General features: G+C 67.8%; 15 protein-coding genes. 9 read left to right on the plus strand and 6 right to left on the minus strand.

Annotated features, from left to right (window positions below):
* Positions 1-49: 49 nt before the first annotated feature.
* Both AB0N82_RS03525 and AB0N82_RS03530 read right to left on the minus strand, forming a co-directional pair.
* Positions 50-1,534: a HAMP domain-containing sensor histidine kinase gene (locus AB0N82_RS03525; RefSeq protein WP_363388194.1), complete on the minus strand. Its 1,485-nt coding sequence runs from the start codon at positions 1,532-1,534 to the stop codon at positions 50-52.
* Positions 1,531-2,253, minus strand: a complete 723-nt coding sequence (locus AB0N82_RS03530; RefSeq protein ID WP_315994046.1) for a response regulator transcription factor — start codon at positions 2,251-2,253, stop codon at positions 1,531-1,533. The genes AB0N82_RS03525 and AB0N82_RS03530 overlap by 4 nt, the downstream gene beginning before the upstream one ends.
* Positions 2,254-2,386: 133 nt before the next feature.
* Here AB0N82_RS03530 and AB0N82_RS03535 point away from each other — a divergent pair, with 133 nt between their 5' ends.
* The 3 genes from AB0N82_RS03535 (at position 2,387) to AB0N82_RS03545 (ending at position 5,495) form a co-directional block, all read left to right on the plus strand.
* A complete protein-coding gene (locus tag AB0N82_RS03535) occupies positions 2,387-3,853 on the plus strand; it encodes an ABC transporter permease (RefSeq protein WP_363388198.1) in 1,467 nt (488 codons plus the stop codon).
* A gap of 31 nt (positions 3,854-3,884) precedes the next feature.
* Complete coding sequence (locus AB0N82_RS03540; protein WP_363388201.1) at positions 3,885-4,592, plus strand: ABC transporter ATP-binding protein; 708 nt, start codon at positions 3,885-3,887, stop codon at positions 4,590-4,592.
* Positions 4,593-4,952: 360 nt separating this feature from the next.
* On the plus strand, positions 4,953-5,495 hold the full coding sequence (locus tag AB0N82_RS03545) for an SRPBCC family protein (protein ID WP_363388204.1): 543 nt from the start codon (positions 4,953-4,955) through the stop codon (positions 5,493-5,495).
* Between the two features lie 55 nt (positions 5,496-5,550).
* Here the strand turns inward: AB0N82_RS03545 and AB0N82_RS03550 are convergent, their stop codons facing one another.
* The 3 genes from AB0N82_RS03550 to AB0N82_RS03560 all read right to left on the minus strand — a co-directional run bounded on the left by AB0N82_RS03550 (position 5,551) and on the right by AB0N82_RS03560 (position 7,616).
* Positions 5,551-6,024 (minus strand): TnpV protein, encoded by a 474-nt coding sequence (locus AB0N82_RS03550; RefSeq protein WP_363388207.1) that lies wholly within the window; start codon positions 6,022-6,024, stop codon positions 5,551-5,553.
* A 301-nt stretch (positions 6,025-6,325) separates the two neighbouring features.
* The gene (locus AB0N82_RS03555; protein WP_363388210.1) at positions 6,326-6,916 is read right to left on the minus strand and encodes a recombinase family protein; all 591 of its coding nucleotides are present in this window, start codon (positions 6,914-6,916) and stop codon (positions 6,326-6,328) included.
* Positions 6,917-7,151: 235 nt separating this feature from the next.
* On the minus strand, positions 7,152-7,616 hold the full coding sequence (locus AB0N82_RS03560) for a hypothetical protein (protein ID WP_363388213.1): 465 nt from the start codon (positions 7,614-7,616) through the stop codon (positions 7,152-7,154).
* Positions 7,617-8,005: 389 nt separating this feature from the next.
* Between AB0N82_RS03560 and AB0N82_RS03565 the strand changes: the two genes are divergently transcribed.
* From AB0N82_RS03565 to AB0N82_RS03575, 3 genes are read left to right on the plus strand one after another with little or no spacing between them, the layout of a single operon-like run.
* The gene (locus AB0N82_RS03565) at positions 8,006-8,476 is read left to right on the plus strand and encodes a hypothetical protein (protein ID WP_363388216.1); all 471 of its coding nucleotides are present in this window, start codon (positions 8,006-8,008) and stop codon (positions 8,474-8,476) included.
* 15 nt (positions 8,477-8,491) lie between these two features.
* A complete protein-coding gene (locus AB0N82_RS03570) occupies positions 8,492-8,722 on the plus strand; it encodes a hypothetical protein (protein ID WP_363388219.1) in 231 nt (76 codons plus the stop codon).
* Positions 8,719-9,957 carry an MFS transporter gene (locus AB0N82_RS03575; RefSeq protein WP_363388222.1) on the plus strand — a complete coding sequence of 413 codons (1,239 nt, stop codon included), beginning with the start codon at positions 8,719-8,721 and terminating at the stop codon, positions 9,955-9,957. The genes AB0N82_RS03570 and AB0N82_RS03575 overlap by 4 nt, the downstream gene beginning before the upstream one ends.
* On the opposite strand, the gene AB0N82_RS03580 is transcribed toward AB0N82_RS03575, so the two are convergent.
* Complete coding sequence (locus tag AB0N82_RS03580; RefSeq protein WP_363388225.1) at positions 9,954-10,325, minus strand: MerR family transcriptional regulator; 372 nt, start codon at positions 10,323-10,325, stop codon at positions 9,954-9,956. The two genes, AB0N82_RS03575 and AB0N82_RS03580, sit on opposite strands and share 4 nt — an antisense overlap.
* A gap of 145 nt (positions 10,326-10,470) precedes the next feature.
* Here AB0N82_RS03580 and AB0N82_RS03585 point away from each other — a divergent pair, with 145 nt between their 5' ends.
* The 3 genes from AB0N82_RS03585 (at position 10,471) to AB0N82_RS03595 (ending at position 14,889) form a co-directional block, all read left to right on the plus strand.
* Positions 10,471-11,997: a SulP family inorganic anion transporter gene (locus AB0N82_RS03585; RefSeq protein ID WP_363388228.1), complete on the plus strand. Its 1,527-nt coding sequence runs from the start codon at positions 10,471-10,473 to the stop codon at positions 11,995-11,997.
* A gap of 215 nt (positions 11,998-12,212) precedes the next feature.
* Positions 12,213-13,733 carry a SulP family inorganic anion transporter gene (locus AB0N82_RS03590; protein ID WP_363388231.1) on the plus strand — a complete coding sequence of 507 codons (1,521 nt, stop codon included), beginning with the start codon at positions 12,213-12,215 and terminating at the stop codon, positions 13,731-13,733.
* A gap of 505 nt (positions 13,734-14,238) precedes the next feature.
* Complete coding sequence (locus AB0N82_RS03595) at positions 14,239-14,889, plus strand: ABC transporter permease (RefSeq protein WP_363388234.1); 651 nt, start codon at positions 14,239-14,241, stop codon at positions 14,887-14,889.
* Positions 14,890-14,893: the final 4 nt, after the last annotated feature.

Here is a 14,893-nt window from a genome sequence, read left to right on the forward strand (position 1 = left end):
CGGTCGTTCCCCGGCGACGATTTCTGGCGACTTACGCGTGAGCGCCGGGTCACACCGGCAGCCGCACCTCGAACACCGTCCGCCCCGGAACGCTCTCGACCGCGATGCTCCCGCCGTGGGCCTCGGTGATCGCCTGGGCGATCGAGAGCCCGAGGCCCGTGCTGCCGGCATCCCGGTTGCGGGAGTCATCGGCCCGGGCGAATCGGTCGAACAGACGCCCGGCGACCCCCGGGTCGATCCCCGGTCCGTCGTCGGCGACGCGCAGCACCGCCCCCGCCCCGTCGCGTGCGAGCGACAGGGTCACCGTCGTCCCCGGAGTGGTGTGCACCTGCGCGTTGCGCAGCAGGTTGGCCACGACCTGGCGCAGGCGGTTCTCATCGCCCGTCACCGAGATGAGGTCGTCGGTGACGTCGAGGCGCCAGGCGTGCGCGGCATCCGCCGCCTGCGCGTCGCTCACGGCGTCGACGGCGAGGAGCGTGAGCTCCACCTCGTCGCGGCGCAGGGGCTGACCGGCATCCAGGCGGGCCAGCAGCAGCAGGTCGTCGACGAGGGATGCCATGCGCGTGGCCTCCGACTCGATCCGGTCGAACGAGCGGGCCTGCGTCGGCGTCATCGGTGCGTCTTCGCCCAGCGACAGCTGCGCGTAGCCGCGGATGCTCGACAGGGGCGTGCGCAGCTCGTGGCTGGCGTCGGCGATGAAACGGCGGAGCTGGTCCTCGCTGTGCTGACGGGCCGCGAGCGAGGACTGCACGTGGCCGAGCAGCCCGTTGAGCGATGCGCCGACCCGGCCCACCTCCGTGACCGGATCGGTGTCGGCGGGGGCGACCCGGTCGGGGATCTCGACGCTGCCGGCCGCGAGGGACAGCGTCGACACCCGCTGAGCGACCGCGGCCACGCGGTCGAGGGGCCGCAGACTCCGGCGCACGAAGAGCGAGAGGCCGACCACGGCGATCAGCAGGGTCGCCGCGCTCACCGCGAGGAGGATCACCGTCAGGGCCGTCGTGGTCGCCGTGACGTCGGCATCCGAGTTGCCGGCGAACACCGTCGTGCCGTCGACCTCGGCCGCGGCGACCCGGAACGAGCCCAGGTCACCGCCCAGGTCGATCGTGGTCGGGATGCGGTCGGTCGGCACGCCCGCCCGCAGCGACGCCACCTGGTCCGCGGTGAGCTGCACTTGCGTGCCGTCGCTGCGGGTGTACTCCGACGCGCGAACGGTGCCGTCGGAGGCGACCGTCACCTGCAGCGAGCCGATCCGCGGCGCCGGGCGGTCGGCATCCTGACCCTGCGTCTGGCTCGGCGGCGGCTGCGATCCGCTCCGGTTCTCGAACGACCCGCGGCCCGCCGCGAACGACAGCCCCTCGGTCACCTGCTGATCGAGCCGGTCGAGGGTGAAGGAACGCAGCGAGACGATCGTCGCGAGACTCATCACCACGAAGGCCAGCGCGACGAGCAGGCTGGTCCCGACGACGAGGGTGCGGCGCAGCGTCCACCGCCGCCGCGACGACGGATGCCGCGACACGACGGACGCGGTCATGACGCCTTGATCGTGTAGCCGACGCCGCGCACCGTGTGGATGAGGGGTTCGCCGAGGGTGTCGATCTTCTTGCGCAGGTACGAGATGTAGATCTCGACGACGCTGCCGTCGCCGCCGAAGTCGTAGCTCCACACCTGGTCGAGGATCTGGGCCTTGCTCAGCACCCGGCGGGGGTTCTGCATGAGGTAGCGCAGCAGCTCGAACTCGCGCGCGGTGAGCTTGATCGGGATGCCACCGCGCTCGACCTCGTAGGCCTCCTCGTCGAGGGTCAGATCGCCCACGCGCAGTCGCGGATCGGCGTCGGCGACGGCGGCGACGTGGCGTCGGGCCATGCCGCGCAGTCGGACGACGACCTCCTCGAGGTTGAACGGCTTGGTGACGTAGTCGTCGGCGCCGGCCGAGATGCCGGCGATGCGGTCTTCCACGGCATCCTTCGCCGTCAAGAAGAGCACGGGGGCGTCGTTCCCGGCCGCGCGGACCCGGGCGAGCAGCCCCATGCCGTCGAGCCCCGGCATCATGATGTCGAGCACCAGCAGGTCGGGGTCGAAGTCGCGGATGACGCCGAGCGCCTCCTGGCCGTCGGCGGCGGTGCGGGCGTCCCACCCCTCGTTCTGCAGTGCCATACGCAGCAGCTCGCTCAGATTGGCCTCGTCGTCGACGACGAGAGCGCGGATCGGCGTGCCGTCGGGACGCAGCAGGGGGGCGGGGCGGGAGGTCATGGATGCCAGCATGCCCGCCCACAGCGGCCGTGTCACCGCGACATACGCGCTTCATAGAAAGCGTGAGGCGGCGGTGAGGGTGCCGTTCCTACGTTCACTGCGACGGCCGCACCCCGCGTCCGGAAGGAGAAGCATGTACGGCACCTACCTGCGGCGCGAACTCGCCGGCCGCACCAAACAGACCGTGATCGTCGCGGTCGGACTCGCGATCGCCATCGCGCTCGTCATCGTGGTCAACGCGCTCTCGGCGGGGGTGCGCGACGCGCAGTCGCAGGCGCTGTCGTCGGTCTACGGAGTCGGCACCGACCTCACCGTCACCGGGGCGCAGACCGAGCCGGGCGAAGGCGGCGGCGGTCCGCGCTTCGACTTCGGCGCCGACGACGGCGCCACCAGCGACGGGACGACCACCCTCAGCCAGTCGCGCCTGATGACCGACATGATGCGCGGCACGCTCGACGCGTCGACCGTGACCACGGTGACGGGTCTCGACGGGGTGACGGCCGCGACCGGCGCCCTCGCCCTCACCAACACGACGTTCTCGGGCGAGATCCCCGACCGCAGCGCCGACACCGGCACCGGCACCGGCACCGAGCAGGGACAGGGCATGGGCCAACCGCCGGCGGGCGGCCCGGGCGGCGACGGCGGCAGCGCCTTCGGCGTGGACTCCTTCAGTGTGCTGGGCGTCGACCCGGCGGCATCCGTCGGCCCCCTCTCCTCCGTCACGGTCAGCGAGGGTCGTGCCCTGGAGGCAGCGGATGCCGGAACGAACGTCGCGGTCATCGACGCGACGTACGCGGCGAGCGCCGGACTGAGCCTCGGCGGCACCGTCGACGTGGGCGGCACCGCGATGCAGATCGTCGGCATCGTCGCCTCGGCTTCGGCCGACGCCGACACCGCCGCGAACGTCTACCTCCCCCTCGACGTGGCCCAGACGCTGGCCGGGGTCGGCGACGTGGTCTCGACCGTGTACGTGCAGGCCGATTCGGCGGATGCCATCGACCAGGTGCAGAGCGAGCTCACCGCCGCGCTGCCCGACGCGACGGTGAGCTCGCAGTCGGAGCTCGCCTCCACCGTCTCGGGGTCGCTCTCGAGCGCCTCGACGATGATCTCGAACCTCGGCACTTGGCTCAGCCTCGTCGTGCTGCTGGTCGCCCTGGCCATCGCGGTGCTCTTCACGATCTCGGGCGTCGCCCGCCGCACGCGCGAATTCGGCACGCTCAAGGCCATCGGGTGGTCGAACGCGCGCATCGTGCGGCAGGTCGCGGGCGAGTCGCTCGTCCAGGGCCTGCTCGGCGGTGTCGCGGGTCTGATCCTCGGGCTCGGCGGCATCCTGCTGGTCAACGTCATCTCGCCGACCGTGTCGGTCGCCGCGAACACCTCCGGCGGCGGACAGGGCGGGCCGGGAGCCGGCGGCCCCGGCGGCGGATTCGGTCAGGCGGCCGCGCAGGCCACCGACATCGTCCTCAGCGCCCCCGTCACCCCGGTCGTCGTGGTGGCCGCGGTCGGCATCGCCGTCCTCGGCGGCGTGCTCGCCGGAGCGTTCGGCGGATGGCGTGCTGCACGCCTCAGCCCCGCCGCCGCCCTCCGTTCGGTCGCGTGAGCGGCATCCCCCGTCTTTCGAAGGAGACATCATGACCCTCACCGTTCCCACCGCCACCGCCACCGCGTACCGCCTCTCGCAGGTGACGCGCACGTACCGTCAGCGGGATCGCACCGTGCAGGCTCTCGCGGGCATCGACCTCGAGATCGCCGCGGGCGACTTCGTGACCATCCAGGGCCCGACCGGCGGCGGCAAGTCGACGCTGCTGCAGATGCTCGGCGCCCTCGACCGGCCCTCGAGCGGGTCGGTGACCCTCGGCGAGGTCGACATCGCACGGGCGTCGAACGCGCAGCTGAGCCGCCTGCGTGCCGAGGAGATCGGCTTCGTGTTCCAAGGCTTCAACCTCATCCCGACCCTGACGGCGGCGGAGAACGTCGACATGGGCCTCGAGCCGCTGCGCCTCGATCGCGGCGAGCGCGACCGACGCGTGACCGAGGCGCTCACGCGCGTGGGTCTCGCCGACCGCGCCGATCACCGCCCGGGAGAGCTCTCGGGCGGGCAGCAGCAGCGCGTCGCCATCGCGCGGGCCGTCGCCAAGCAGCCGCGGGTGCTGCTCGCCGACGAACCGACGGGCAACCTCGACGAGAGCATGCGCGACGAGATCCTCGACGTGCTCGAGACGCTCAACGCCGAGGGGCTGACGCTGGTGGTCGTGACGCACGACTCGGCGGTGGCCCGCCGCGCCCGCCGCCGGCTGCGCCTGGCGAAGGGCGTGGTGACCGACATCACGCGCGGCTGAGGCGGGCGCGGAGGTGCCCGGGGCGCGGAGGTGGTCCTTCGCGCCCCGGGGCCACTCTCCACCCCGGGCCCCGGCGCAGCGCCGGCCCTGCGCAACGCCGAGGCCCCTTCGCGACGCGAGGCCCCTTCGCGACGCGAGGCCCCTTCGCGACGCGAGGCCCCTGAGCCTGTCGAAGGGGCCGGGCCCGCACCAACCCCGGTGGCTTCGACGAGCTCAGCCACCTCCCTGCGCCCCCACTCCCGGTGGCTTCGACGAGCTCAGCCACCTCGACGCCCCCTCCCGACCGAACCGTCAAGTCCCGCCGCGGACGCGGCATCCACCCCTACAGTCGAATCACGCCGACCGGAGGGATGCAGTGCCATGGCCGCCCGCAACACCCGCCTCATGCGGTGCACACCCGACGACCTCTTCGCGGTGCTGTCCGACGGGTGGCTCTACCCCGTGTGGGTCGTCGGCGCCGCCCGCATGCGCGACGTCGACGCGGAGTGGCCCCGCGAGGGCAGCCGCATCCATCACTCCCTCGGCGTCTGGCCCGTGATGATCCACGACGAGACCGAGATCGTCGAGTGGGACCCGCCGCGACGACTCCGGCTGCGGCCGGAGGCAGGTCCCCTCGGTCGCGGAGTGATCCGCATCGATGTGCGCCCGCACGGCGACGGGATCGCCGTGACGATCGTCGAGGAGCCGGTGTCGGGCGCCGCCGCCCTCCTGCCCTCGCTGCTGTGGAAGCCGATGCTGGTGGCCCGCAACCACGAGTGCCTGAACCGCCTCGCGTTCCTCGCCGAGGGTCGCCGCGAGGAGCGGGAGGCCCGAGAACTCGACCACCGCACCGAGACGCCCGACCCCGCGGAGGGGACCCCGTCGCCGCAGGCGGAGGAAGACGTCCGCGAAGCCGGCGTCTGACCCCTCCGGCTCTTCCCGGCAGACGGCGAATCCTCCTGCGCGGTAGGACGAAAGCTCAGTACCCCTCGGGGAGCTTCGCTTCCAGCTCGACGATCCGCGCCAGCAACTGCTGCAGCTGCGCCAGGCGTTCCTCGAACACCGCCGTCAGCAGCGCCGAGTCCGGGTCGCTCTGATCCTCCTGCAGGTGCCGAATCTGCCGCTCGACGTCCTCCCGCCGGGGAAGCTCCCCCAGCTCCTGCGACGCCGCTTCCGTCTCGTCGTACTCCACCTGCTCCGGTGCCAGCCACACGAGGTCCTTCAGCGCGACCTCCTCGGCCTGCTGCCGGATCGCGGTCAACCGCCCCACCTGATCGAGGTAGTTCGGGGACGGCTGGTGCTCCTGCTCCAGGATCGCCGACAGGCTCGCCACCCGCTCCGACACCTGCTGCCCCAGCTCCGTGAAGAATTCGTCCGGATTCTCCAGCTGATTCACCCTGCTCGGCGCGTGCGTCGTCCAGTGCTCGCGCGCCAAGATCCCGTACCGGTTCATCGACAACCTCCATGTACTCGTCGAAGTCGAATGCCAACTGCCCGTCGACGAGCTGCTGCTCGACCGGGCTGAGCGGCGCCGCGCGCGTCTGCGCCACGTTCTCGTCGGCCTGCTGCTCGGAAAGCCCCCACAGATCGAAGACACCCTGACCCTCGTGCGGCTTCCGCGCGCGACGACGTGACGCCACCCCCGCCCCCCTCAGTCCGACCTGAGTTCGACGCTATCCAGCGCGACTTCCGGTCATATTGGACCGCATCGACGGCATCCTCGCGTATGAAGAAGCATCGATCGGAGGCGTTCATCACTCCACCGCCTTGGGAGACTGACGCTTCCTGTATCGGTCGACGGCACGATAGACGCCCGTGCGTGACGTGTTGAACATGTGCGCAATCTCTGCCACGGGAAGATCTCCCGCGGCCATGTGCCTTGCGATGCTCTCGTCTTGCCGCTCCGTCAGCTTCGGACGACGGCCCTTCAGTTTCGCCCGCACCTTAGGCCGAGCCATCGCCTCGCGAGTGCGTAGGCTGATCCACCCACCCTCCGCCTCGGCTACCGCGGCAAGGATGGTGAAGAACAGCTTCGCCATCGGGTCCTTCGGGTCGTAAGGCGTCGTGCCGTTCTGGAAGATCACCCCAGCCTCAGTCAGCCGACGGATTACCTCGAGAGCGCCCTCGGTGTTCCGCGCCAGGCGATCCAGAGCCGGTACGACGAACGTGTCGCCCTCGCGCACCGCAGCCAGTGCGTTCTCAAGCCCCGTGCGCGTCATCTCCGCGCCACTGAACCCGACGTCTTTATAAATGCGACCCTCGGACACCCCAAGCTCCAGTAACCGCGCCACCTGTCGATCAGCGTCCTGCTCGACCGTCGACACACGCGCGTACCCGACCAGCATGGCCTAAGCGTACCGATGAACGCCCCCTATACGGAACGTGCAGACTCGGCGGGACCAGCGGCCGCTCTGGGCGGGGGCTGCCGAGCCGGGTGTGATTGTTGGCTTCGCTGCGGGAGCGCGAGACCTGCCCATCTGCACGGCACGTGCTGCAGAGATGCCTGAGGTCGAGCCATTGATTCTCGTCGGACGAGAGAATCGCAAGCGAGCGATGAGCTTGGGGCCTTCCGGTATGTGATCAGTCCTCGACGCGAGGGACGGGCGCGCCGTGGTCGTCGCGTCGCTTGATGGCTACTTCGGGGACGAACACGTGCAGCGTCAGTGAAGCGATCGCCACCGAAGCGGCAAAGACCGCGGGGCCAGGGCGGGTGGCCATCATGCTTGTCGCGCTGCTGACAACGGCGTAGAGGCCGAGGACCGCTGTGCCAGTGAAAAGGGGGGCCGTGGCGAACCCGTGGGGCCAGAGATCTCGCCAGGAAGGCGACTCGAGCACAACCCGGTTGGGGATGAGTTGGCGAAGACGCTTGGCCACGGTGGCCATGGTGGTGAATCTGATGGCAGCTGCTATCAGCCAGGTGAGGCTGACGGTTGTCACTTCACGTGTGCAGACCGCGACTGCGGCTACGAGCACACCGCCGAGGAGATACGCGGCGCCAGCGGTCACGCGGGCGTTTCTCAACGCCCGCGTGTCATCGTCGATCACTTAGCTGATACGTCTTCCATGCGACCGCGATCAGCGTCGCTGCTGTTGAGCTCGGTGGAAACGTATGTTCCCGGTCGTGTGGCGACTCCCCCAACCGTGGGGCCTCCGCACGTCGCGCAAGGAACGACCGGGGCGGGCTTTGAGATGTAGCTGTTCATGTGTGCCTTTCTCGCCGGCGCAACCCGGCGGCTTCGCATACGCCGCCATGGCGCATTGGCCCGGCGGGACGCATGACCGCCAATAACCTTACTCTTACGTGAGGGTAGAGTGAGCCACCCTACCCCCAGGTAGAATCTCACCTAACGTAAGTGTTGGTTTGGTTGCCAAGAGTCCCCGGCGATGCGGCGTGAGCACCTTCCGCAGCCGGTAGCGAACATCGAGGAGCGTCTATGAGTGAGCACCCCTTCCGCACCGACGATGTGCACACCATCCAGGACTACCTGGTGACGAAGGTGCAGCTTCTTCTTGCCGCCGAGGCGGACGAGCGCGAGTGGGCCCATCAGTACGAGGCGCAGCGGACGATTGATCCGACGTCGTGGGTGCGACAGAACGCGTTCTTGTGGGATTACACTCTCGCCCGCTTCATCGCGGCAGCTCACGTCAGGCGGTACAGCATCTTCGAGCTCGCATCCCCGAGCGCTCAATTCCTGGAGGAGTTCGTGCAGGCGGTGCACTACGGCGAACATGCGTCCGCGCTGAGCCTGTGGGACGGCATGAACGAGTTCGCGAGCGAAGGGACCATTCTGCCGACGACGGCGCCTCTGACACGTCGGATACGCGAGCTGAACCCCACCAGCGATCTGGCCGATGTGGCCGCCAATCTTTCCCCCGAATACGAACACCCCCAATGGGTCTCCTAGACACGAAAGGACGCCATGACGATCGAACCTGTAACCCGCATCGAGCTGTACTACGCCATCGAAAGCGCCTTCGCCTCCCCGCCGGTCACCACCGAAGAATTGTCCCGCGCGGCCCACGCTCATTCCGCGCGAGCTGAACTGCTCACCGCTTTGGCAGGACTCCCCACCGGTCACGTGTTTCCACGGCTTCGCGACGTGTGGGAGTTCTTCCCCGACATGGCCACCGGTGCGGTGGGAGATCTGTGACCGGCACGATCGCCATTCCCCCTCGCACGCACCTCCGATCGCGCACGACCGGCATCGTCCTGGTTGCCGCAGTTTTGTCAGTGATGACCGCTCCCGGTCAAACCGCCGGGCTGTCGGTGTTCACCGACCCCCTGATCGCCGAACTCGGCATCAGTCGCACCGGCATCTCCCTCGCCTACCTCCTTGGCACACTCACCGGCGCCCTGGCACAGCCGTTGGTTGGCCGTGCGCTCGATCGGTGGGGAGTGCGCCGCGCCACCATCGCCATCGCCCTCTTCTTTGCGAGCGTTCTGGTGGGGTTGAGCTTCGCCGCTGAATTCATCGGACTCGCCGCCGGCTATGTCGGCGTGCGCATGGCAGGCCAAGGGGCCCTCAGCCTCGCAGCCACGACCGCGGTTGCCCACCACGTCACCCATCGGCGAGGACTCGCCCTCGGCATATCCAGCGCCATCGGATCCGCCGGCATCTCTCTGGCCCCCATCGGGCTGGAAAGACTCATCGCCAGCACCGACATCCACGCCGCGTGGCGCATCGAGGCACTCCTCGTGCTGCTGATCGTCACCCCGCTCGCATTTCTCCTCCCCCGTAGGGCACCGCGGCACAAGAAAACCGGCAGTGAAGCTCCTGTCACTTCGGCGACGGTGTGGACCACGGGTGCAGCCACCCGCACGGGAATGTTCTGGGTGATCGCCGCAGCTCTAGCCGCCGCGGGCATGCTGTCCACGGCGCTGGCTTTTCACCAGGTGGCAGTGCTCGCCGATCAAGGCCTGTCGGCAACAGAGGCTGCGGCGAATTTCCTGCCGCAGACCGTCACCGGTCTTCTGACGACTCTCGCCATCGGTGCGCTCATCGACCGCTACCACCCTCGATTGTTCCTGGCCGGGTCCATGGTGACCCTCGCGGGCGCGCTCGTGATGCTGCCGTTCGTCAGCCCAGGCTGGTCTGCCGTGGCGTACGGGCTCGTGCTGGGCGCGGCCGGAGGGGCTCTGCGCGGCCTCGAAGCAGCCGCCTACACCCGCTATTACGGAACCACCCACATCGGCAGCATTCGCGGGATCGCGGTCGGCATCAACCTCGCCTCCACCGCCATCGGCCCCATTGCCCTCTCCATCGGGCACGACCTCACGGGCACATTCACCGTCCCGGCGGTGGTGTTCGCAACGATCCCCCTCGCGGTTGCGGTCGCGGCGGTGTTCGTCCGCGAACCTCGCCTGCCGGCGCCTCCGAAGAGCTAGATCCGGCTGAGGCGGGCGAGGAAGTCGTCCGCCATCTCCAGCTGCAGTCGAAGCTTCTCCCGGCGCTCGGCCGCCTCGGTGCGGTACGCCTCGAGCTTGTCGTCGACGTCCGCTGACGCGTCGGCGCTCGTGGCGCGCGCTTCCATGATCTGCAGCAGCTCGACCATGTCCTCCAGCGTGAAACCGAGCGGCTTCATCCGCCGGATCAGCAGAAGGCGTTCCAGATCCGGCTGCGTGTACAGACGGAAACCACCCTCGGTGCGACCGGACGGCTTGAGAAGACCGATCTCGTCATAGTGGCGGATGGTGCGCAGCGACAGCCCCGTACGCTCGGCCAGCTCGCCGATGTGCATGGTCGCGTCAGTCATCTGCATCCCCTAGTGGAAACCTAACCTAACGTTAGGGTAGAGTCGGTGGTGGTGCCAGCACCCACACACTTCGCGCAATGGGGCGCAGACAAACCCTATCCGCGGCTTCCTGAGAAGCCCCCCGCGCCCCCTTTGGAGCACATCTATGGCCACCGAGTCATTGCGCGCTGACACGCGCACTCCCGCCAACGGGATCACCACCCTGCAAGCTCTGCGCAGTCCCCGCCTTCTCACCCGCGAGGCCCTCGCCGGCCTCGTCGTCGCTATCGCTCTTATCCCCGAGGCGATCGCGTTCTCGATCATCGCTGGGGTAGACCCGCGCGTCGGCTTGTTCTCCTCGTTCGTGATGGCCGTGGCCATTGCGTTCCTCGGCGGACGCCCCGCCATGATTACCGCCGCCACTGGCGCAATCGCCTTGGTCATCGCCCCCGTCGCCCGTGAACACGGCATTGACTACTTCATCGCCACCGTCATCCTGGGTGGCCTCATTCAGGTCGTTCTCGCCGTTCTCGGTGTCGCCAAGCTCATGCGATTCATTCCCCGCAGCGTCATGGTCGGCTTCGTAAATGCCCTCGCGATCCTCATCTTCACGTCGCAGTTCCCGCAGCTGTTCGGGGACTCCATCCCCTGGCTGGTGTATCCGCTGGTGGCAATCGGCCTGGTGATCATGTTCGTGATGCCGCGGTTCACTAAGGTCGTCCCCGCGCCCCTGGTGGCCATCGTGCTGCTCACCGCGGCGGTCATCGTGTTCGCGTGGAACGTGCCCAATGTCGGCGATCAGGGCGAGCTGCCCCGCAGCCTTCCCTCCCTGTTCTTCCCGCAGGTGCCGTTCACTCTCGAGACGCTGCAGATCATCGCCCCTAACGCCCTCGCCATGGCCGTCGTGGGTCTTCTCGAATCGCTCATGACCGCGAAGCTGGTCGACGACATCACCGACACCCACTCCCGCAAGACACGTGAAGCATGGGGTCAGGGCGTCGCGAACGTGCTCTCGGGCGCGTTCGGCGGGATGGGTGGCTGCGCGATGATCGGGCAGACCATGATCAACGTGAAGGCCTCTGGCGCCCGCACCCGCATCTCCACCTTCCTCGCGGGCGTGTTCGTGCTCATCCTGGTCGTCGCGCTCGGTGACATCGTGGCGCTGATCCCGATGGCCGCCCTTGTCGCGGTAATGATCGTTGTCGCCATCGCCACCTTCGACTGGCACAGCATTCGCCCCTCCACCCTGAAGCGCATGCCCAAGAGCGAAACGCTCGTCATGGTGGTCACGGTGATCGCTACCGTCTGGACCCACAACCTCGCCGTCGGCGTCATCCTGGGGGTGCTCGCGGCCATGGTGCTCTTCGCCCGCCGCATCGCCCACTTCGTCAGCGTCACCCGCCGCATCGATGACACCGCCTCCGTGCCCACGGTCAGCTACACCGTTGACGGTGAACTGTTCTTTGCCTCCAGCAATGACCTGACCACCCAGTTCGATTACGCGGGAGACCCCAACCGTGTCGTTATCGACATGTCACGCTCGCACATCTGGGACGCCTCCACCGTCGCCGCCCTCGACGCGATCGTTACCAAGTACGAACACCACGGAAAGCGTGTGGTCCTCGAGGGGATGAACGACGCCACCACGCAGTTCCATGGACGCCTCAGCGGAGGCCTCGGAAACGGTCACTGACCGACCCGCACATAGACCGATGGACGCTGCCTTCTCCCCGGAGGCAGCGTCCATCTCCTTTTTCGGCGCGGTATCCACATGCTGCTGACAGTGTGGATAACTTTCCCTCTCGTTAGAGTTAGGATCGGCGCGGCTCCCGCGCCATACCCCCACTCTTCTTCGTCGCCCGTCGACGAGCGCGCCCCTGCGCCCTCACACCTCACATCGGAGAGCAGATGACTGCCGCCCCCGTACGCAACGATTCCGCGCGATACCGTATCGAACCCACGGTGCTGCAGGCCCTGCGCAATCCCCGCCTGCTCACTCGTGAAGTGCTCGCCGGCCTCGTCGTCGCCCTCGCCCTCATTCCCGAAGCGATCGCGTTCTCCATCATCGCCGGAGTCGACCCGCGTCTCGGGCTATTCTCCTCGTTCGTGATGGCCGTTGCCATCGCGTTCCTCGGCGGACGCCCCGCCATGATCACCGCCGCCACCGGCGCGATCGCTCTCGTCATCGCCCCCGTCGCCCGCGAACACGGGGTGGACTATCTCATCGCCACTGTCCTGCTCGGCGGGGTGCTGCAGATCGTGCTCGGCGTCCTTGGCGTCGCCAAACTGATGCGGTTCATCCCCCGCAGCGTCATGGTCGGCTTCGTCAACGCCCTCGCCATCCTCATCTTCACGTCGCAGTTCCCCCAACTGATCGGCGTGCCCTGGCTGGTGTACCCCCTGGTCGCCGTGGGCCTGCTGGTGATGTACCTCATGCCCCGCCTGACCAAAGCCGTCCCCGCCCCGCTGGTGGCCATCGTCCTGCTGACCGCGGCCGTCGTCGTCTTCGCGTGGAACGTGCCCAACGTCGGCAGCCAGGGCGAGCTCCCCGACAGCCTGCCCAGCCTGTTCATCCCCAACGTTCCGTTCACTCTCGAGACGCTGCAGATCATCGCCCCCTACGCCCTCGCCATGGCCGTCGTCGGTCTTCTCGAATCGCTCATGACCGCGAAGCTGGTCGACGACATCACCGACACCCACTCCCGCAAAACCCGCGAGGCGCTCGGCCAGGGCGCCGCCAACATCCTCTCCGGAGCATTCGGCGGCATGGGCGGCTGCGCGATGATCGGGCAGACCATGATCAACGTGAAGGCCTCCGGCGCCCGCACCCGCATCTCCACCTTCCTCGCTGGCGTGTTCCTCCTCGTGCTGGTCCTGGCCCTCGGCGGCGTGGTCGCGATCATCCCGATGGCGGCGCTCGTAGCCGTCATGATCGTCGTCTCCATCGCCACCTTCGACTGGCACAGCATCCGCCCCGCAACTCTCAGGCGCATGCCCAAGAGCGAGACCGCGGTCATGCTCATCACCGTCATCGCGACCGTGTGGACCCACAACCTCGCCGTCGGCGTCATCCTCGGCGTCATCACCGCCATGATCATGTTCGCCCGCCGCGTGGCACACTTCGTCACCGTCACCCGAACCCTGACCACCGACAACGACACGCCCACCGCGCACTACCGCGTCAACGGTGAACTATTCTTCGCCTCCAGCAACGACCTCACCACCCAGTTCGACTACGCCGGCGACCCCGACCACATCGTCATCGACATGAGCAATTCCCACGTCTGGGACGCCTCCACCGTCGCCGCCCTCGACGCAATCGTCACCAAATACGAACACCACGGCGCAACCGTCCGCATCGACGGTCTGAACGACACCGCCGCCGCCTTCCACGGACGCCTGTCCGGCAACCTCGGCGCCGGCCACTGAATGCCCTTCGCCTTGCCAGAGCGACAGCATCGCAAGCGCTGTCGCGACGATCGCGGCTAACGCAGCAGAGGCCCGCACCCTCAAGCGTGCGGGCCTCCGTCGTCTGAATAGCATCGAAAGGGACTGATCGGCTTCACCGCTGAGCTGCGGCATGCGCTCCCGGAAAGCGTCGCGGTTGAGGAGCGTTGCTCCTCGACGTCTTGTTGGGCGGACCGTCAAGCCATGAGTCCTCAGAGCGCTTCTCCACCAAGAACGGAGCAGGCGCCGAGCTGGACCATCAGAGTGTCCGCATAGGGGCGCCAATACGGGATGTCATTCCGGACGCCAGGCGTTCCTAGACGCAATGGCCTAGTGGGCCGAGCTGCGTACAGCGTTCGACGACGAGAAGTTCGTGCAGCTTACGACGGATTTCTTCTCACGAGCCCTGCTCGCGGACTTGTGGGGTCGAGCTTCACCGGAGATCTCGCAGCTCCTCGAGCTCGGTCCGGTGGAGCGCGGTCCCATCGTGACCATCGACCGCACGGCGTACCAAGTCGTCGGAATTATTGAGCAGTCACCGCGTCTTCCGCGACTACACGGCGAGCTCCTTCTACCCGAGGACACACCTGGATTTGTAGATCCGAAGACAACAAGCGCCGTACTGCTCACGACAGCTGGTGCGGCCCAACAGGTAGCGCGACAGATACCTATCGCGGTTGACCCCTACTCACCCGAGACAGTATTTGTTCAAGCACCCAGTGATGCGAAGCAGCTGCGTGTCGAGGTCGAGCAGGGCGTCCAGACCACGCTCATCGCGTTCTCAATACTCGCAATCGTGGTAGCTGTCGCCGCCCTTACCAACGCGATGCTGCTCGCTGTCACCGCCCGCCGCGGCGAAATTGGGATGCGCAAAGCCCTCGGTGCCCGCGGTCGTCACATAGCCTGGCTCCTCGCAGCAGAGTCCGCGTACGTGGGCGCTGTTGGTGGAGTGCTGGGGCTAGCCCTTGGGATACTCGCGATCCTCGTCATCACCCTCACGCAGCAGTGGACTCCAGTGTTCGACATCCGCCTCGGTCCGCTCGCCGTCGTTGCTGGCATCTTCATCGGCGTCCTCGGCGGTACCACTGCCGTTGCGCGCGCCGTGCGAATTCGACCTGCTGACTCCCTCCGCCAATGACGGT

The organism is Microbacterium sp. NPDC089186 (assembly GCF_040685115.1).
Classification (GTDB): domain Bacteria; phylum Actinomycetota; class Actinomycetes; order Actinomycetales; family Microbacteriaceae; genus Microbacterium; species Microbacterium galbum.

What these genes read in the sequence shown, in the direction of transcription:
- AB0N82_RS03525 (WP_363388194.1), bottom strand. Translation starts at nt 1,534, where the DNA reads ATGACCGCGTCCGTCGTGTCGCGGCATCCGTCGTCGCGGCGGCGGTGG.
- AB0N82_RS03530 (WP_315994046.1), bottom strand. Translation starts at nt 2,253, where the DNA reads ATGACCTCCCGCCCCGCCCCCCTGCTGCGTCCCGACGGCACGCCGATC.
- AB0N82_RS03535 (WP_363388198.1), top strand. Translation starts at nt 2,387, where the DNA reads ATGTACGGCACCTACCTGCGGCGCGAACTCGCCGGCCGCACCAAACAG.
- AB0N82_RS03540 (WP_363388201.1), top strand. Translation starts at nt 3,885, where the DNA reads ATGACCCTCACCGTTCCCACCGCCACCGCCACCGCGTACCGCCTCTCG.
- AB0N82_RS03545 (WP_363388204.1), top strand. Translation starts at nt 4,953, where the DNA reads ATGGCCGCCCGCAACACCCGCCTCATGCGGTGCACACCCGACGACCTC.
- AB0N82_RS03550 (WP_363388207.1), bottom strand. Translation starts at nt 6,024, where the DNA reads ATGAACCGGTACGGGATCTTGGCGCGCGAGCACTGGACGACGCACGCG.
- AB0N82_RS03555 (WP_363388210.1), bottom strand. Translation starts at nt 6,916, where the DNA reads ATGCTGGTCGGGTACGCGCGTGTGTCGACGGTCGAGCAGGACGCTGAT.
- AB0N82_RS03565 (WP_363388216.1), top strand. Translation starts at nt 8,006, where the DNA reads ATGAGTGAGCACCCCTTCCGCACCGACGATGTGCACACCATCCAGGAC.
- AB0N82_RS03570 (WP_363388219.1), top strand. Translation starts at nt 8,492, where the DNA reads ATGACGATCGAACCTGTAACCCGCATCGAGCTGTACTACGCCATCGAA.
- AB0N82_RS03580 (WP_363388225.1), bottom strand. Translation starts at nt 10,325, where the DNA reads ATGACTGACGCGACCATGCACATCGGCGAGCTGGCCGAGCGTACGGGG.
- AB0N82_RS03585 (WP_363388228.1), top strand. Translation starts at nt 10,471, where the DNA reads ATGGCCACCGAGTCATTGCGCGCTGACACGCGCACTCCCGCCAACGGG.
- AB0N82_RS03590 (WP_363388231.1), top strand. Translation starts at nt 12,213, where the DNA reads ATGACTGCCGCCCCCGTACGCAACGATTCCGCGCGATACCGTATCGAA.